Origin of the sequence: Streptomyces sp. NPDC049040 (assembly GCF_043197715.1) — a bacterium.
Taxonomy (GTDB): Bacteria; Actinomycetota; Actinomycetes; order Streptomycetales; family Streptomycetaceae; genus Actinacidiphila.
Map to the genome: position 1 here is coordinate 1 of NZ_JBICTO010000012.1, position 16033 is coordinate 16033.

Consider the following 16033-nt stretch of genomic DNA (forward strand, 5'->3'; position numbering starts at 1 on the left):
GGCGGCCACAGGCCGGGAGCGGGGCGGCCACAGGCCGGGAGCGGGGCGGCCACAGGCCGGGAGCGGGGCGGCCACAGGCCGGGAGCGGGGCGGCCACAGGCCGGGAGCGGGGCGGCCACAGGCCGGGAGCGGGGCGGCCGCAGGCCGGGAGCGGGGCGGATAGGCGGGTCCGCACTCCGCACGACCCCCCTGGCAGGGCCTAATGTGGGACGGATGACGACCGGAGGCCACAGCGGTGCCCCGCGCACCCTCGCGGAGGACCTGCGCGCCCGCGACGACGGCGCGCTGGCGGTACTGCTGCGCGCCCGGCCGGACCTGCTGGCGCCGGTGCCCACGGACCTCACGCAGCTGGCGACCAGGGCCGCGACCAGGACGTCGGTGCTGCGGGCGCTCGACCATGTCGACGCGTTCACGCAGCAGGCGGCCGAGGCGCTGGCGCTGACCGCCGACGGGTGCCCGTACGAGACCCTGCTCGGCCTGATGACGGGCCGCGGCGACGGTACGCAGGCCGGCGAGCCGCTCGACCCGGAGGTCGCCGCCGCGGTGGCGGACGCGCTGCCGGGTGCCGTGGCGGCGCTGCGGGAGCGCGGCCTCGTCTGGGGCGAGGACGACCGGCTGCGGCTGGTGCGGACCGCGCGCGACCTGCTCACGCCGTCCGCGTCGACGCCGTCGGCGACCGGGCTGGGCCCCTCCGTGGCCGAGGCGACGGCCGGGATGTCCCCTGCCAGGCTCCAGGAGGTGCTGGCGGACGCGGGCCTCGCGCCGACGCACGACCCGAGCACCGCGATCACGGCGCTGGTGGAGCTGTTCGCCGACCCGGTGCGTTTCGCGGCGCTGCTCGTGCAGGCGCCGGAGGGCGCGCGGGCGGTGCTCGACCGGCTGGTGTGGGGGCCGCCGTACGGCGAGGTCAGGGACGCCACCGCGGCGGTTCGGGCGGCGGGCGCCGACACTCCCGTGCAGTGGCTGCTGGCCCGCGGCCTGCTGCTGCCTGCCGGGCGGCACAATGTCGTGCTGCCCAGGGAGGCGGCGCTCGCGCTGCGCGGCGGCCGGGCCCACCGCGTCCCGCAGCCGCTGCCGCCGCCGCTCGACCCGGTGCCGCGCACCGTGAAGACGGTGGACGCGACCGCTGCCGGGCAGGCCTTCACCGCGGTGCGCACGGTCACCGATGTGGTCAAGGAGTGGCAGGCGGGCGGCCCCGCGGTGCTGCGCGCGGGCGGCATCAGCGTCCGCGACCTGCGGCGGACGGCGAGTTCGCTCGACCTCACGGAGCCGCAGACCGCCTTCTGGCTGGAGGTCGCCTACGCGGCCGGGCTCATCGCCTCCGACGGCGAGCTCGACGAGGTCTACGCGCCCACGCCCGCCGCCGACGAGTGGCTGCTGCTGCCCGCGGAGAGGCAGTGGGCGGCGCTGGCCGCCGCCTGGCTGGCCGCGACCCGCACGCCGGGGCTGGTCGGCACCCGCGACCCGAAGGGCAGGGCGCTGGCGGCGCTGGGGCCCGACCTGGACCGTTCGCTCGCCCCGCAGGTGCGCCGCGGGGCGCTGCGGCTGCTGGCGGGCCTGCCGGTCGGCTCGGCGGCGAGGCGGGAGGACCTGCTGGCCCGGCTGCGGTGGGACCGCCCGCTGCGGGCGAGCGCGGACGCGCTGCGCGAGGATCTGCTGGGGTGGGCCCTTCAGGACGCGGAGACGCTCGGCGTGACCGGCCGCGGTGCGCTGGCCGCCCACGTCCGCCCGCTGCTCGGCCCGGATCCTGATCCGGAGCGGGCCGCGGCGCTGCTGGCGCCCCTTCTGCCGGAGCCGCTCGACCACGTCCTGCTCCAGGCGGACCTGACCGCGGTCGCGCCCGGACCGCTGATCGCGCCGCTCGCGGAGACGCTGGGCGTGCTCGCGGACATCGAGTCCAAGGGCGGGGCGACGGTCTACCGCTTCACGCCCGACTCGGTGCGCCGCGCGCTGGACGCCGGGCGTACTGCGGCGGAGCTCCAGGCCTTCCTTTCCGAGCACTCGCGCACGCCGGTGCCGCAGCCGTTGAGCTATCTCATCGACGACGTGGCCAGGCGGCACGGCACCCTGCGGGTCGGCGCGGCCGCCGCGTATCTGCGCTGCGACGACGACACGGTGCTGGCCGAGCTGCTGGCCGACCGGCGCGCGTCCGGGCTTGGCCTGCGCCGCCTGGCGCCGACGGTGCTGGCCGCGCAGACCGATCCTTCGACGCTGCTCGAAAGGTTGCGGGCCATGGGGCTGGCGCCTGCCGCGGAGTCCGCCGAGGGCGACGTGGTGATCACCCGGCCGGACGCCCGCCGCACCCCGCCGCGTACGGCGCCGGTGCCGGTGCCCGACGGGCCGCCGGTGCCGGACGCCGCGCTGCTCGGGCTGGCGGTGAAGGCGATCAGGGCCGGTGACCGGGCCGCGACCGCGGTCCACCGGGCGCCGTCGGATCCGCCGCCCGGGGTGCCGCGCACGCCCGCGGCGGACACCCTCGCCACCATGCAGTCCGCCGTCCTGACGGGAGAGTCGGTCTGGATCGGCTACGTCAACGCGGAGGGCAACGCGACGCAGCGGGTCATCGCCCCGGTGCGGGTCGAGGGCGGCTACGTGACCGCTTACGACCACACCGCGGACGAGGTCCGCACCTTCGCGATCCATCGCATCACGGGCGTCGCGGAATTGGCCGACGACCCGGCCTGATCCTCGCGGTGACGCGTTTCAGGAGTCCTTCGGGCGCCTTGGGTTGGCGCGGAAGCGGTCGTACCAGTGGGTGCGGTGGGGGTGGAGGGCGGAGCCCAGGCGGCGGCCCAGCAGGAGGTAGCCGAGGAGCGCGCCCAGCGTGTTGAGGATGACGTCGTCGATGTCGAACGCCCGCCCCTCCACGAGGGCTCCCTGCGTGGCCTCGATCAGCACCATCACCAGGGCGGTGACGACGGCGACCCGCAGCAGTCCGCGGGCACGCGGGAAGAGCATCGGGAGCAGGATGCCGAAGGGGACGCCGAGCAGGACGTTGCCGCCGATCTGCTTGACGGAGTCGCGCAGCGCGGGCTGGTCCAGGTAGGCGCGGATGGACGCGCCCGGCCGCAGGTTGGTGTGGATCAGCGCGTCGGACGACGGCGACGGCACGAGTGTGACCTTCGCGAGTGCCACGGCGAAGCCGGCCATGCAGACGAGGGCGACGGCCAGGACCGCGGCCCGCGCGAGCGTCGGGCCGAGGGTGCGTCGTTGCAGCACCGGCGGCGGGGTCTTACGCACCCGGGGCCGCGGTCGGGGTCGTGACCTCGGCGCCGGCTTCGGGTTGGAGCCCGCCCGGGATTTCGGCTCGGCCTTCGGCCGGGACTTCAGCACCGGCCTCGGCTTCCTGGCCGGCTTCGCCTCGGGCAGAGGCTCTGGCTCGGGTTTCGGTCTGCGCACCCGGTCGAACCGCGCGACTCGGATCGCCATGGCCGTAACCCCCCTCAGTTGGCACCTTCATGACGCCGCATACCCGGGACCGGCCGTCGTACGCCGGGTTGCGGCATACGACGGCCGAATCCTCTTCCCACCGTGGGAGGTCGTCGCGGCGGGATCAGGGTGTCACTGCGGTGACAGCGTCAGCTGTGGCCTCCACGCCGGCGCCGGGCCATGAAGATCAGGGTTCCACCGGCCCCGAGCACGGCGACCGCGGACGCGGCGATCCACTCCACACCGTCAGAACCGGTGTGCGGCAGCCCCGGAGGCGTCGTCGGCGGGTGCGAGGGGTGGTGGGACGGGTGCCACGGAGTCGTGGTCGGCGGCGTGCTGGTGGGCGGCGGCGTCGTCGGCGGCTGCGTGGTCGGCGGAGTGGTGGGCGGGTGCGTCGGCGGGTGCGTCGGCGGGTGCGACGGGTGGTGCGTGGGCGGGTGGCTCGGGTGATGCGTCGGCGGGTGCGAGGGGTGGTGCGTCGGGGGGTGGCTCGGGTGGTGCGTGGGCGGGTGCGACGGGTGACCTGTCGGCGGGTGGCTGGGGTGGTGCGAGGGGTGGTGACTCGGGTGGTGCGAAGGGTGATGCGAGGGGTGATGGCTCGGGTGGTGCGACGGGTGGTGCGAGGGGTGATGGCTCGGGTGGTGCGACGGGTGGTGGCTGGGGTGGTGGGACGGGTGGCCGTGCGTCGGCGGGTGCGAGGGGTGGTGCGGGGGGTGGTGCCCCGGGTGGTGCGAGGGGTGGCCGTACGTCGGCGGGGTCGTGGGCGGGCAACTGGTCGTCTGGTCCGGCCACGAGGTGTCAGGACCGGTGGGCTCGTCGGAGGGCTGGGAGTACCCGTAGCCGTGCGGCTGCTCGGAGGGCTGGGAGTATCCGTAGCCGTGGGTCTCCTCGGAGGGCTGGGAGTACCCGTAGCCGTAGGACTGGTCGGAGAGCTGGGAGTATCCGTAGCCGGACGACGGCCACTCGTCGCCCGCCGATCCGCCGCCGATGGCGGATGCGGAGGCGGGGAGCAGCAGGCCGGCCGCGGCGATGACGCCCGCGACGACGACAGCCGAGGAGGCCGCGACCGCACGGAACGTCCCTCGCCGGCGCGGCTCTGCGGGGGGAAGCGTCTGCTGGTGATCCATGGGGGCAGAAAACATCAAATAGGACTTATTGCCATGTAAGGCACGAGTAAGGACGCCGCAGATTCGCACGGATGGCGCCGCCCACCGCCCTGCCCGGCACCCCCACCGCCTGCCCGGCACCCTTCCCGCACCCGGCGTGACCGCTGACACCCCGCACCCCCGGGCCGCCCGGGTAGAATCGTCTGTTCGCCCCCACCCGGCCCGCCCGGAGGTAACCGCGTGTCCTGCCTGATCGTCCAGAGCGACAAAACCCTCCTGCTTGAGGTCGACCACGAGCAGGCCGACGCCTGCCGCCGCGCCATCGCCCCCTTCGCGGAGCTGGAGCGCGCCCCCGAGCACATCCACACCTACCGCCTGACCCCGCTCGGCCTGTGGAACGCCAGGGCCGCCGGGCACGACGCCGAGCAGGTGGTGGACGCGCTGGTCGAGTACAGCCGCTACCCCGTGCCGCACGCGCTGCTCGTGGACGTCGCCGAGACGATGGACCGCTACGGCCGGCTGCGGCTGAGCAAGGACCCGGCGCACGGGCTGGTGCTGACCACCACCGACCGGCCGGTACTGGAGGAGATCCTGCGCTCGAAGCGGGTGCAGCCGCTGGTCGGCGCCCGGATCGACCAGGACACGGTCGCCGTGCATCCGTCGGAGCGCGGCCAGATCAAGCAGGTGCTGCTCAAGCTGGGCTGGCCGGCCGAGGACTTCGCCGGTTACGTGGACGGCGAGGCGCACCCGATCGAGCTGGCCGAGGACGGCTGGGCGCTGCGGCCCTACCAGAAGCAGGCGGTGGAGGGCTTCTGGCACGGCGGTTCCGGCGTCGTCGTGCTGCCGTGCGGCGCGGGCAAGACGCTGGTCGGCGCGGGCGCGATGGCCGAGGCCAAGGCGACCACGCTGATCCTGGTGACGAACACGGTCTCGGCCCGGCAGTGGAAGCACGAGCTGGTCAAGCGGACGTCGCTGACCGAGGAGGAGATCGGCGAGTACAGCGGTACGCGCAAGGAGATCCGCCCGGTCACCATCGCCACCTACCAGGTGCTGACGACCAGGCGGAAGGGTGTCTACCCGCACCTGGAGCTGTTCGACTCCCGCGACTGGGGCCTGATCGTCTACGACGAGGTGCACCTGCTGCCCGCGCCGGTGTTCAAGTTCACCGCCGACCTCCAGGCCCGCCGCCGGCTCGGCCTGACCGCGACCCTGGTGCGCGAGGACGGCCGCGAGTCCGACGTCTTCTCGCTCATCGGCCCGAAGCGGTTCGACGCGCCCTGGAAGGAGATCGAGGCGCAGGGCTACATCGCGCCCGCCGACTGCGTCGAGGTCCGGGTCAATCTCACCGATGCCGAGCGGCTGGCCTACGCCACCGCCGAGACCGAGGAGAAATACCGCTACTGCGCGACGACGGCGACCAAGCGCAAGGTCACCGAGGCGCTGGTGGCCAAGCACGCCGGGGAGCAGACGCTGGTCATCGGGCAGTACATCGACCAGCTGGACGAGCTGGGCGAGCACCTGAACGCCCCGGTGATCAAGGGTGAGACGCCGAACTCGCAGCGCGAGAAGCTCTTCGAGGCCTTCCGGCAGGGCGAGCTGTCGGTGCTCGTGGTGTCGAAGGTCGCGAACTTCTCGATCGACCTGCCGGAGGCGACGGTGGCGATCCAGGTCTCCGGCACCTTCGGCTCCCGCCAGGAGGAGGCGCAGCGGCTCGGCCGGGTGCTGCGGCCGAAGGCGGACGGGCACGAGGCCCGCTTCTACTCGGTCGTCGCCCGGGACACCATCGACCAGGATTTCGCGGCGCACCGCCAGCGCTTCCTGGCGGAGCAGGGCTACGCCTACCGGATCGTGGACGCGGACGACCTGCTGACCGGGGCGGGCGAGGACGTCTAGGCAGACAGACCCGCTTCGGCCGGGGACCGGAACGGCCCATGGCCGGCGGTCGGAAACGAGCGGTCAGAAGCGCCTGCCCTCGTTTCCGATCAGCACCACCTCCACCGCGGCGACGGCGAAGACGCGGATGGCGTGCAGTGCGTTGCCGAGGCGGTGGCGCGGGTGGTCGGGACTGGCGCCGGGCACGGTGGCACCGTGCACGGCCGGACCTGGGGGAACGACGGTGGAGGCCATGTCTCAACGGTACGAAATCAGGCATCGCGCCGACGTCAGGCTGAGGTCTGAATTCCCTCCCCAGGGGTCAGCCCCCGGTCGGACCCCCGACCCCTACCCCGGCCTCAGGGTCACCCCTGAGACTCCCCCGGCGGCTTTACCGGGCGCGGATAATCCGTTCGCGTCCTCCCGCGACCAGGCGTAAGATCGCGCGTCTTGCCGCCTCCCGGACGGGAGCGCCGCCGGCCGGACGGAAACCGGTCGGCCTTCTCACGTACGCGTACACCAGCCGGAGGCAAAGCCGTGCCCTCGCACGCCCCGATGCAGAACCACACCCCCGATCCGCTCCAGCGGGAGCGCGACCACCTCTCGTCGTCACGGGCCGCGCTGCGGGCCATGCGGGAGGACGTCGAAGCGCTCGACATCTCCGATGTGACCGGCAACTGGGTGAACGCCAAGATCCTGGCCGGCGAGATCGAGGCGCGCATCAAGGCGCTCGCCGACCTCGCGCACACCCCGCTCTTCTTCGGCCGCCTCGACTACGATCACGCGCCCGGCTCCGAGCTGGCCGAGGGGGCCGAGGGCGAGAGCTTCTACATCGGGCGCCGCCACGTGCACGACGCCGAGGGCGACCCGATGGTGATCGACTGGCGGGCGCCGGTCTCGCAGCCCTTCTACCGCGCCTCGCGCGTCGAGCCGATGGACGTGCGGCTGCGCCGCCGCTTCGGCTACACCGGCGGCGAGCTGACCGCGTACGAGGACGAGCACCTGTCGGACCCCGCGGAGGCCGACACCGCGAGCAGGCTGCTCCAGACCGAGATCGAGCGGCCCCGCGTCGGCCCGATGCGGGACATCGTGGCGACGATCCAGCCGGAGCAGGACGAGATCGTCCGCGCCGGTGTCACCGGCACGGTGTGCGTGCAGGGGGCGCCGGGCACCGGGAAGACGGCGGTGGGCCTGCACCGGGTGGCGTACCTGCTGTACGCGCACCGTGAACGGCTGGCCCGTACCGGCACCTTGGTGATCGGGCCGAACGCCTCCTTCCTCCAGTACATCGAGCAGGTGCTGCCCGCGCTGGGCGAGCTCCAGGTCAAGCAGGCCACGGTGGACGACCTGGTGGCCCATGTGCCGCTGCGCGGGACCGACCCCGCGGTGACCGCGGGGGTGAAGGGCGACGCGCGGATGGCGGAGGTGCTGCGCCGGGCGGTGCGGTCCGGCATCCGGATGCCCACGGAGCCGGTGATGGTGGTGCGCGGGTCCCGGCGCTGGCGGGTGCCGGCCTACGAGCTGGAGGAGATCGTCCGGGAGCTGGCCGAGCGCGACATCCGCTACGGCGCCGCGCATGAGGCGCTGCCGCAGCGGATCGCCCACGCGGTGCTGGTCCAGATGGAGCGGGCGGGCGAGGCGCCGGACGACCGGGTGCAGGACGCGGTGGCGCGCAACGCGGCGGTGAAGGCGGCGGTCAAGGCGTGCTGGCCGCCGGTCGATCCGGCGAAGCTGGTGATGCGGCTGCTGTCGGACCCGGAGTTCCTGGCCGCGTCCGCTGACGGGCTGCTGGACGCGGACGAGCAGAAGGCGATCCTGTGGGAGAAGCCGGCGCGCGGGCTCGCGTCGGCGAAGTGGTCGGCGGCGGACGCCGTGCTGATCGACGAGGCGCGGGACCTGGTGCAGCGCACCGGGTCGCTGGGGCATGTGGTGCTGGACGAGGCGCAGGACCTGTCGCCGATGCAGTACCGGGCGGTCGGGCGGCGCTGCTCGACCGGTTCCGCGACGGTGCTCGGCGACATCGCGCAGGGCACCACGCCGTGGGCAACGGCGAGTTGGGCGGAGGCACTGCGCCATCTCGGCAAACCGGGCGCCAGGGTCGAGGAGTTGACGCGTGGCTTCCGTGTACCGCGCGAGGTCATCGCGTACGCCTCCCGGCTGCTGCCGGAGATCGCACCCGACCTGGCGCCGGCCACCTCGGTGCGTGAGGCGGGCGGCGACTTCGGGGTACGGGCGGTGGCGGAGGGCGAGTTGGACGCGGCCGTGGTGGCGGCATGCCGGGACGCGCTGCGGCACGAGGGCTCCGTCGGCCTGATCGCGGCCGACCCGCGCGTCGCGGCGCTGGGGGCCGCCTTGGAGGAGGCGGGCCTCCCCTACCTCCCCCCGGGTGCCGAGACCTCCGCCGCCGCCCGGCTCACCCTGGTCCCCGCGTCCCTCGCGAAGGGCCTCGAATACGACTACGTCGTCCTCGACGAGCCGGCCGAGATCATCGCGGCGGAGCCCGACCACCGCACGGGTCTGCGCCGCCTCTACGTCTCCCTCACCCGGGCGGTCTCGGGCCTGACCGTCCTGCACGCCGCCCCGCTGCCCCCGGCCCTGTCGGCCTGACGGCGGGTGCGACCACCACCGGCAGGCCGGTCGGTGACCGCGCGGCCCGGCCCCGGCGTCGCGTTCCACAGGCGGTCGCGGGTGAAAGGTCCCCGGAAAAAGGTTGGCATGGTGAGGCCCTGGCCTGGTGTGCTTGCCGCGGAGCGGAAGGAACGCGCTCTCCCCGTGCCGCTCGGCGGTGGGCAGCCGCCTCCGCGGAGTGCCCGGAAGTCCACCGATCGGCTCGGAGGTCGCACGCCCGTGCAGATGGAATTGGTCGCGATAACCCTCGACTGCCCTGATCCGCTGGCCCTGGCGGATTTCTATCAGCAGGCGACCGGCTTCGAACCGCACCCGAAGTCGGATGCCGGGTTCGCCGGTCTCGGCCGTGGGGACGGACTCCTCATCGGCTTCCAGCGGGTCGAGGACTACCGGGCGCCGGATTGGCCCGGCCAGATCGTTCCCCAGCAGCTCCACATCTGCTTCAAGGTCGCGGAGAGCCTGGACGAGGCCAAGGCCCGGCTGCTGGAGCTGGGTGCGGGCAGGCCGGATCACCAGCCGCACGGGGACAGGGCGCGGGTCCTCACCGATCCTGCCGGGCACCCCTTCTGCATCACGCGCTGACCGGAGCTCTCACGCCGATCAGCGCGGCTGCTCCGGCGGGGCACCCGCGGCGGGATGGGGTCAGGACACCGCGACCGGGGAGTCGAGGGCTTCGCGCCAGGTGCGGACGGCGTCGACGTCGACCGGGCCGGCCCAGCCGCCGGCCCTCACCGCGCCGCCGACGTGGAAGGCGTCGAGGCCCGCGGCCCGCAACTCGGGTACGTGGTCGAGCAGCAGGCCGCCGCCGACCAGCAGCCGCGGCTCGTACCCGGGCTCGCCGCCGCGCGCGGCTTCCGCGCACAGCACGTCCATCCCGGCGCCGACGCCGTCGGCGGAGCCGGCGGTCAGATAGGTGTCGAGGCCGGGGAGTCCGGCGAGCTGGAGCCGCACGGCGTCCCGGTCGGCGGCCCGGTCGATCGCGCGGTGGAAGGTCCAGTGGCAGCCGTCGAGCACGTCCACCAGGGCGTGTACGGCGTCCAGGTCCGCCGCACCGCGCGGGTCGAGGAAGCCGAGGACGAATTCCTCCGCCCCCTCGGAGCGCAGGCCCTGCGCCGCTTCGCACAGGTCGTCCAGGCGGCGGGCGCCGCCCGCGCTGAAGCCGTCCGACAGGCGGAGCATGACGCGCAGCGGGATGTCGACGGCCGCGCGGATCGCGCCGAACGTCGCCCGGGACGGGGTGAGTCCGTCCGCGGCCATATCGGTGACCAGTTCGAGGCGGTCGGCTCCGCCGGCCTGGGCTGCTGCGGCATCGTCCGCGCCGAGGGCGATCACCTCGAAGATTGGTCTAGACATATGGCCAAGCCTGCCACATGCCATCGCGCCACGCGACCCCCGGGTACCCCTCTCCCCCCGGCGCGCGGTCGGGAACACCCGCCGGGGTGAAGCCGCCCGCTCGCACCCGACTGTCGGCGGGGAGTCACCCGCGCGGTCCCCATGCCACCGCGACCCCCGACCCGGGGGCAGTGAGGCGGTAGTTGCGGAAGGATTTCTCAGCCACGTCATCATCTTGCATAAAAAACTGTTGAAATTGCACCAGCCCCTCTGGTGGGATGTCCCGGCCGTCCAAGGAAGGGCGGGGAGCACACGGGGAGGGCGACAGTGGCCGAGCAGGGCACCGCAGAGGGACCACGCACACAAACGCCACCCGGCACCGTCACGCCGGCGTTGATCGAAGCCAAGGGCCTGCGCAAGGTCCACACCCCGCGCGGCGACGGCGCGCCGACCGAGGCGGTCGCCGGCATCGACTTCACCGTGCGCCGCGGCGAGGCCTTCGGCTTCCTCGGCCCGAACGGCGCGGGCAAGTCCACGACGATGCGGATGATCGCCGCCGTCTCCCCGGTCTCCGGCGGGCAGCTGAGGGTGCTGGGCATGGACCCGGCCACCGACGGCCCCGGGATCCGCGCCCGCCTCGGCTCGGTGCCGCAGGACGACACCCTCGACACCGAGCTGACCGTCCGCGAGAACCTGCTCGTCTACGGGCGCTACTTCGGCCTGCCACGTGCGGTCATCCGCGAACGCGCCACGCAGCTGCTGGACTTCGCCCGGCTCGCCGACAAGGCGGACGAGCAGGTGGAGGCGCTGTCCGGCGGTATGCGGCGGCGGCTGACCATCGCCCGCTCACTGGTCAACCAGCCCGAGATCCTGCTGCTCGACGAGCCGACGACCGGTCTCGACCCGCAGGCCAGGCATCTGCTCTGGGAGCGCCTCTTCCGGCTCAAGCAGCAGGGCGTGACGCTGTTGCTGACCACGCACTACATGGACGAGGCCGAGCAGTTGTGCGACCGGATCGTGGTGATGGACCACGGGCGGATCGTCGCGGAGGGCAGCCCGCCGGAGCTGATCACCCGCCACTGCACCCGCGAGGTGCTGGAGTTGCGCTTCCCGCCCGACGCGCAGCAGGAGGCCGCCGCCAGGATCGAAGGCATCGGCGACCGCATCGAAGCGCTGCCCGACCGGCTGCTGGTCTACGCCGACGACGGCGAGGACGCGCTCGCCGCAGTGCACCGCGCGAAAGCCGAGCCGCTGACCGCCCTGGTGCGTCGCGCGGGCCTGGAGGACGTCTTCCTCACCCTCACCGGCCGGACGCTGGTGGACTGAGATGACGACCGCCGCAAAGACGCCGGCCGCACCGCTCGACACCCTGACCGCCCGGGTGCCCGCGCTGCGCGAGTTCGGCTACTGGATGCGCCGCTACCGCCGGATATGGCGCGGCACCGTGGTGATGAGCGTGGCCAACCCGCTGCTCTTCCTGGCCGCGATGGGCGCGGGCCTGGGCAAGCTGGTGGACGCCAACCACAGCGGCCACCTCGCGGGCACCCCCTACCTCGACTTCCTCGCCCCCGGGCTGCTCGCCGCCTCCGCCATGCAGAACGGCTTCCTCGAAGGCGCCTTCCCGGTCTTCCAGTCCTCCCGCGGCCGCGGCAACTACCCCGCCGCCGCGGCCACTCCGATGCGGCCGGGCGACATCCTCGCCGGGCACCTGCTCTTCGTGGCCTTCCGGGTGCTGCTCAGCGGCCTGCTCTTCCTGGCGGTCGTGGTGGCCTTCGGCGTCGTCGGCCCGGCACGGGCCGCGCTGGCCGCGGGACCCGTCCTGCTCACCGGCCTGGCCTTCGCCACCCCGCTGATGGCCTGGGCGGTGTCGGTGGACCGGCAGAGCCGCCTCAACGGCCTCTACCGCTTCGTCGTGATGCCGCTCTACATGTTCTCGGGCACCTTCTTCCCGATCAGCCAACTCCCGCACTGGCTGCGGTCGGTGGCGACCTGCACACCGCTGTACCAGGGCGTCGCGCTGACCCGTGCGACCTGCCTGGGCGAGGCGCACCCCGGCGCCGTCGCCGTCCACGCCGGCTACCTGCTGGCCCTCACCGCCGCCGGAGTCCTGGCGGCCCGGCGGACCTACACCCGCCGGCTGAACCGCTGAAAGGACCGCCATGCTCCGCGCGTTGTGGACGACCCCGGCCGTGGCGGGCCCCGCCGCCCTGGTCGAGCGCAATCTCGTCATCTACCGCCACACCTGGTACCTGCTGCTGGCCGAGATCTTCGAACCGGTCCTCTACCTGCTGTCGATGGGCCTGGGCATCGGCGCGCTGGTCGGCCACGTCCCGGGCCTGGGCGACCCGTCCGTCGGCTACGTCGACTTCGTCGCGCCCGCCCTGCTGGCCACCGCCGCGATGAACGGCGCCATGAACGAGACGACCTTCAACATCTTCGGCAAGCTCAAGATGCTGCACACCTACGACTCGATCCTCGCCACCCCGCTGCGGGTGCGGGACGTCGCACTCGGCGAGGTCGCCTGGGCGCTGCTGCGCGGCACCGCCGTCACGGTGGTCTTCGGCGCGGCGGTCGCCGCCTTCGGCCTCGTGCACTCGCCGTGGGCGCTGCTGATCCTGCCGGGCTCGCTGCTGATCGCCTTCGCCTTCGCCGCGACCGGCCTCGCGGTCGTCACCTACATCCGCAGCTGGCAGGACTTCCAGCTGGTCCAGCTGGTGATGCTGCCGATGTTCCTGCTCGCGACGACCTTCTACCCGCTCGGCGTCTACGCCCGCCCGGTGCAGATCGCGGTGGAGTGCCTGCCGCTCTACCAGAGCATCGAGCTGGTCAGGCAGCCGTCGCTCGGCGTCATGGACGCCGGGGTCGGCTTCGCCGCGCTGTATCTGCTGGTGTTCGGGGCGGTGGCCATGACCGTGGCTCTACGGCGCCTCGAGCGCACCCTCCTATCATGACGCGGCCCGCGCGCACCCCGCACTGAACCCAGTGGCGCCATTCCGCCACAATGGCCCGCATGCCGCACACCAGGGCCGCTGCCCACCCCCGCTACGACGCGCTGCTCGCCGAGTGGAACGAGTTGCTGCGCCGCTGCCAGAGCACGGACTCCGACGCCCCCGACCCCGAGCCCTACGGGCGGGAGTTGCTGGAGCGCTGGGCCGAGCCGCAGCGGCGCTACCACACGGTGGACCACCTGGCCGAGGTGCTGGCCCGCACGACCGAGCTGACCGCCTACGCCGACGACCCCGACACGGTCGCGCTCGGCGCCTGGTTCCACGACGCCGTCTACCGCCCCGACCGCAGCGAGAACGAGGAGCGCAGCGCCGACCTCGCCCGCCGCGCCCTCACCGAGGCGGGCGTCGACGCCGACCGGACGGACGAGGTGATCCGCCTGGTCCGCCTCACCATCACCCACGACCCGGCCCCCGGTGACGCCAACGGCGACGTCCTCTGCGACGCCGACCTCGCGGTCCTCGCGGGCGACCCGGCCTCCTACGCGGCCTACGCGGCGGCCGTCCGCGACGAGTACTCCTTCGTCCCCGACGCCGACTTCCGCTCGGGCCGCGCGGCCGTCCTGCGCCAACTCCTCGCCCTCCCGCAGCTTTTCCGCACCCCCTACGGCCAGGAGCACTGGGAGCGCACCGCCCGCCGCAACCTCGCGACCGAGCTGGAACTCCTCGACGCGTGATTCCCGGTTCGCACCCACGCGGTGCGTAGTACGCGCTACTGTCGGTCAGGATGCGGGTTCCGCACGCCCCCTGACCGCACGGGAGTCACGCCATGGCCGACCGCAAACCCACCTCAGCGAAGAAGCTCGACCCCGCGCAGTCGCCACGCGCGATGTACGGCGCCGAACTGCGCTTCCAGCGCGAACGGGCCGGGCTCAGCCAGGCCGCCCTGGGTGAGCGGTTGTTCGTCGGGCACTCGCTGATCGCGAAGATGGAGTCCGGCGAGCGGCGCATCCAGCCGGACATGGCGGAACAGCTCGACCGCGTCCTGGACGCGGGCGGCTTCTTCGTGCGGAACATGGCGGCTGGCAGGGCGACACCCCACCGCGAAGACTTCGCGGACGTCGCGGAGTTGGAGACCGCCGCCCTGACGATCAAGGAGTGGGAGCCGCTTCTGGTACCCGGCCTGCTCCAGACGGCCGCCTACGCGATGGCGGTGATCCGTGCCGCCGACCCGGTCCTCGCCGGGAGCGAGGCCAGAGCCCGCCAGAAGGCCCGTCTGGACCGTGCCCGACTCTTCGACAACCCGAGCTGTCCAACGTATTGGGCGGTGGTGAACGAGGCCGCCCTCCGCTGCGCCGTCGGCGGCCCGACGACCATGGCTGAACAACTCCGCCACATCATCGAGATGATCCACCGCGACCGGATCATCCTTCAGATTCTGCCCTTGAGCGAGGGTGCCCATCCGGGCATGAACGGTGGCCTGCGGCTGATGACCTTCGAGGACGACGCCCCGATGGCGTACCGATCGGGCGCGGACAGCGGGTCGTTGGTCGACGATGCAGCGACCGTCAAGCGCCATACCCTGACATACGATCTCCTCGGAGCGGCGGCTCTGTCGCCGGATGTCTCCTTGACCCTTGTCGAAGCGGTAGCCGAGGAGTACGAGCATGCACCCGAAGTACGGCCTGACGGCGGTGACGTGGCGTAGGAGCACCTACAGCGATGGCACCGGCGGCAACTGCATCGAGGCCAGCGACAGCCTGACGCACGCCACCTGGCGCAAGAGCACTCACAGCGGCGGCGACGGCGGCAACTGCATCGAGTTCGCCGCCGACGTCCCCGACGTCATCCCGGTCAGGGACAGCAAGGACCCCCAGGGCCCGGCCCTGGCCTTCACGCCCGCCGCGTGGACGGCCTTCGTGGACGCGACCGCCAGGGGCGAATTCCCCGCCCTCTGAGCGGCGGCTCAGCCTGCGGCCCGCCCCGGCGCGTGCTTGCGGCGCCGCAGGCCCGCGTCCGTGAGCCGGCGGACGATCTCCTTGCTGCCCACCGGCAGGGCGCCGAGCCGCACCGCCTCGGCGTAGCGGTCGGCCGGGATGTCGTAGTGGTCGCGCTCGAAGGCGCGGCGCGGCGCCCCCAGCCGGACGGCGAATGCGTGCAGCTCGGCGTAGGAGGTGTCGCTGACCAGGTGGGACCACATGCGGCCGTGGCCGGGCCAGGTCGGCGGGTCGACGTAGACGGTCATCTCAGGCCCCGGCCGGCCCGCCCGAGCGGCCCAGGGCGCCCACGGGTGCGATCGCCTCGCCCCTGGCCTCGCACACCCAGTGCGGGTCGGCGCCGAGCTCGGGTTCCACCGCGAGGGCGTGCGCGTCCTCGCAGTGCGGGCACAGCGGCCAGCGGCCGTACGTCTCCAGCAGGGCGTCCTGGACGTCCTGGGCGACCAGGCCGGGGACGAATTCGGCGCCGTCCGGCCACTGGTCCAGCCACCAGCGGCGTTCCGCGACCGCGTCCTCGACGAGGGAGACGACGGCGGGGCCCGCGATGTCGCGGGCGGTGAGGTCGGCGAGTACGAGGGCGCGGGCGGTGTGCAGTACCGCCTCTGCGGGTTCTTCCATGGGGTCCATTGTCCCAGGGGAGCCGCCGGTCCGCGGGTGCCGGGCTCCCCGGGGGCCGGGCGAGCGGGCACGGAGGGTGCGGGAAACTCTCTTGACGCTCCCGCGG

At 73.5% G+C, this 16033-nt stretch carries 16 protein-coding genes; 10 read left to right on the forward strand and 6 right to left on the reverse strand.

From position 1 onward, the window contains the following. Nucleotides 1–213: 213 nt before the first annotated feature. Complete coding sequence (locus tag ACGFMP_RS26100; protein WP_393675422.1) at nucleotides 214–2685, forward strand: helicase-associated domain-containing protein; 2472 nt, start codon at nucleotides 214–216, stop codon at nucleotides 2683–2685. A gap of 18 nt (nucleotides 2686–2703) precedes the next feature. Here the strand turns inward: ACGFMP_RS26100 and ACGFMP_RS26105 are convergent, their stop codons facing one another. Beyond that, nucleotides 2704–3219, reverse strand: coding sequence for a VanZ family protein (locus ACGFMP_RS26105; RefSeq protein ID WP_393675423.1), 516 nt, complete (start codon nucleotides 3217–3219; stop codon nucleotides 2704–2706). A 359-nt stretch (nucleotides 3220–3578) separates the two neighbouring features. After that, nucleotides 3579–4556, reverse strand: coding sequence for an LPXTG cell wall anchor domain-containing protein (locus tag ACGFMP_RS26110; RefSeq protein ID WP_393675424.1), 978 nt, complete (start codon nucleotides 4554–4556; stop codon nucleotides 3579–3581). A gap of 219 nt (nucleotides 4557–4775) precedes the next feature. On the opposite strand from ACGFMP_RS26110, the gene ACGFMP_RS26115 reads away from it, so the two are divergent. Beyond that, entirely contained in the window at nucleotides 4776–6428 is a 1653-nt protein-coding gene (locus ACGFMP_RS26115; RefSeq protein ID WP_393675425.1) for a DNA repair helicase XPB, read from the forward strand. A 63-nt stretch (nucleotides 6429–6491) separates the two neighbouring features. On the opposite strand, the gene ACGFMP_RS26120 is transcribed toward ACGFMP_RS26115, so the two are convergent. After that, complete coding sequence (locus ACGFMP_RS26120; protein ID WP_393675426.1) at nucleotides 6492–6662, reverse strand: hypothetical protein; 171 nt, start codon at nucleotides 6660–6662, stop codon at nucleotides 6492–6494. A 300-nt stretch (nucleotides 6663–6962) separates the two neighbouring features. On the opposite strand from ACGFMP_RS26120, the gene ACGFMP_RS26125 reads away from it, so the two are divergent. Together ACGFMP_RS26125 and ACGFMP_RS26130 are read left to right on the forward strand one after the other, a co-directional pair. Then, the gene (locus ACGFMP_RS26125) at nucleotides 6963–9014 is read left to right on the forward strand and encodes a HelD family protein (RefSeq protein WP_393675594.1); all 2052 of its coding nucleotides are present in this window, start codon (nucleotides 6963–6965) and stop codon (nucleotides 9012–9014) included. Nucleotides 9015–9260: 246 nt separating this feature from the next. Continuing rightward, on the forward strand, nucleotides 9261–9617 hold the full coding sequence (locus tag ACGFMP_RS26130) for a VOC family protein (RefSeq protein ID WP_393675595.1): 357 nt from the start codon (nucleotides 9261–9263) through the stop codon (nucleotides 9615–9617). A 60-nt stretch (nucleotides 9618–9677) separates the two neighbouring features. Here the strand turns inward: ACGFMP_RS26130 and ACGFMP_RS26135 are convergent, their stop codons facing one another. Continuing rightward, a complete protein-coding gene (locus ACGFMP_RS26135) occupies nucleotides 9678–10388 on the reverse strand; it encodes a copper homeostasis protein CutC (RefSeq protein WP_393675427.1) in 711 nt (236 codons plus the stop codon). Between the two features lie 372 nt (nucleotides 10389–10760). On the opposite strand from ACGFMP_RS26135, the gene ACGFMP_RS26140 reads away from it, so the two are divergent. From ACGFMP_RS26140 to ACGFMP_RS26165, 6 genes are all read left to right on the forward strand, one after another. Beyond that, nucleotides 10761–11693, forward strand: coding sequence for an ABC transporter ATP-binding protein (locus ACGFMP_RS26140; protein ID WP_393675428.1), 933 nt, complete (start codon nucleotides 10761–10763; stop codon nucleotides 11691–11693). 1 nt (nucleotide 11694) lies between these two features. Continuing rightward, nucleotides 11695–12516, forward strand: coding sequence for an ABC transporter permease (locus ACGFMP_RS26145; RefSeq protein WP_393675429.1), 822 nt, complete (start codon nucleotides 11695–11697; stop codon nucleotides 12514–12516). A 10-nt stretch (nucleotides 12517–12526) separates the two neighbouring features. Beyond that, a complete protein-coding gene (locus tag ACGFMP_RS26150; protein ID WP_393675430.1) occupies nucleotides 12527–13318 on the forward strand; it encodes an ABC transporter permease in 792 nt (263 codons plus the stop codon). Nucleotides 13319–13377: 59 nt separating this feature from the next. Beyond that, on the forward strand, nucleotides 13378–14049 hold the full coding sequence (locus ACGFMP_RS26155; RefSeq protein ID WP_393675431.1) for a hypothetical protein: 672 nt from the start codon (nucleotides 13378–13380) through the stop codon (nucleotides 14047–14049). A gap of 92 nt (nucleotides 14050–14141) precedes the next feature. After that, nucleotides 14142–15020, forward strand: coding sequence for a Scr1 family TA system antitoxin-like transcriptional regulator (locus ACGFMP_RS26160; protein WP_393675432.1), 879 nt, complete (start codon nucleotides 14142–14144; stop codon nucleotides 15018–15020). Beyond that, a complete protein-coding gene (locus tag ACGFMP_RS26165) occupies nucleotides 14980–15270 on the forward strand; it encodes a DUF397 domain-containing protein (protein WP_393675433.1) in 291 nt (96 codons plus the stop codon). The genes ACGFMP_RS26160 and ACGFMP_RS26165 overlap by 41 nt, the downstream gene beginning before the upstream one ends. Before the next feature lie 8 nt (nucleotides 15271–15278). Here ACGFMP_RS26165 and ACGFMP_RS26170 read toward each other — a convergent pair whose 3' ends face one another. Both ACGFMP_RS26170 and ACGFMP_RS26175 read right to left on the reverse strand, forming a co-directional pair. Then, entirely contained in the window at nucleotides 15279–15557 is a 279-nt protein-coding gene (locus ACGFMP_RS26170; protein WP_393675434.1) for a DUF4031 domain-containing protein, read from the reverse strand. Nucleotide 15558: 1 nt separating this feature from the next. Further along, nucleotides 15559–15936, reverse strand: coding sequence for a hypothetical protein (locus ACGFMP_RS26175; protein WP_393675435.1), 378 nt, complete (start codon nucleotides 15934–15936; stop codon nucleotides 15559–15561). Between the last annotated feature and the right edge of the window lie 97 nt (nucleotides 15937–16033).

What these genes read in the sequence shown, in the direction of transcription:
- ACGFMP_RS26165 (WP_393675433.1), top strand. Translation starts at nt 14,980, where the DNA reads ATGCACCCGAAGTACGGCCTGACGGCGGTGACGTGGCGTAGGAGCACC.
- ACGFMP_RS26155 (WP_393675431.1), top strand. Translation starts at nt 13,378, where the DNA reads ATGCCGCACACCAGGGCCGCTGCCCACCCCCGCTACGACGCGCTGCTC.
- ACGFMP_RS26125 (WP_393675594.1), top strand. Translation starts at nt 6,963, where the DNA reads ATGCAGAACCACACCCCCGATCCGCTCCAGCGGGAGCGCGACCACCTC.
- ACGFMP_RS26175 (WP_393675435.1), bottom strand. Translation starts at nt 15,936, where the DNA reads ATGGACCCCATGGAAGAACCCGCAGAGGCGGTACTGCACACCGCCCGC.
- ACGFMP_RS26110 (WP_393675424.1), bottom strand. Translation starts at nt 4,556, where the DNA reads ATGGATCACCAGCAGACGCTTCCCCCCGCAGAGCCGCGCCGGCGAGGG.
- ACGFMP_RS26120 (WP_393675426.1), bottom strand. Translation starts at nt 6,662, where the DNA reads ATGGCCTCCACCGTCGTTCCCCCAGGTCCGGCCGTGCACGGTGCCACC.
- ACGFMP_RS26150 (WP_393675430.1), top strand. Translation starts at nt 12,527, where the DNA reads ATGCTCCGCGCGTTGTGGACGACCCCGGCCGTGGCGGGCCCCGCCGCC.
- ACGFMP_RS26135 (WP_393675427.1), bottom strand. Translation starts at nt 10,388, where the DNA reads ATGTCTAGACCAATCTTCGAGGTGATCGCCCTCGGCGCGGACGATGCC.
- ACGFMP_RS26100 (WP_393675422.1), top strand. Translation starts at nt 214, where the DNA reads ATGACGACCGGAGGCCACAGCGGTGCCCCGCGCACCCTCGCGGAGGAC.
- ACGFMP_RS26130 (WP_393675595.1), top strand. Translation starts at nt 9,261, where the DNA reads ATGGAATTGGTCGCGATAACCCTCGACTGCCCTGATCCGCTGGCCCTG.
- ACGFMP_RS26170 (WP_393675434.1), bottom strand. Translation starts at nt 15,557, where the DNA reads ATGACCGTCTACGTCGACCCGCCGACCTGGCCCGGCCACGGCCGCATG.
- ACGFMP_RS26145 (WP_393675429.1), top strand. Translation starts at nt 11,695, where the DNA reads ATGACGACCGCCGCAAAGACGCCGGCCGCACCGCTCGACACCCTGACC.
- ACGFMP_RS26160 (WP_393675432.1), top strand. Translation starts at nt 14,142, where the DNA reads ATGGCCGACCGCAAACCCACCTCAGCGAAGAAGCTCGACCCCGCGCAG.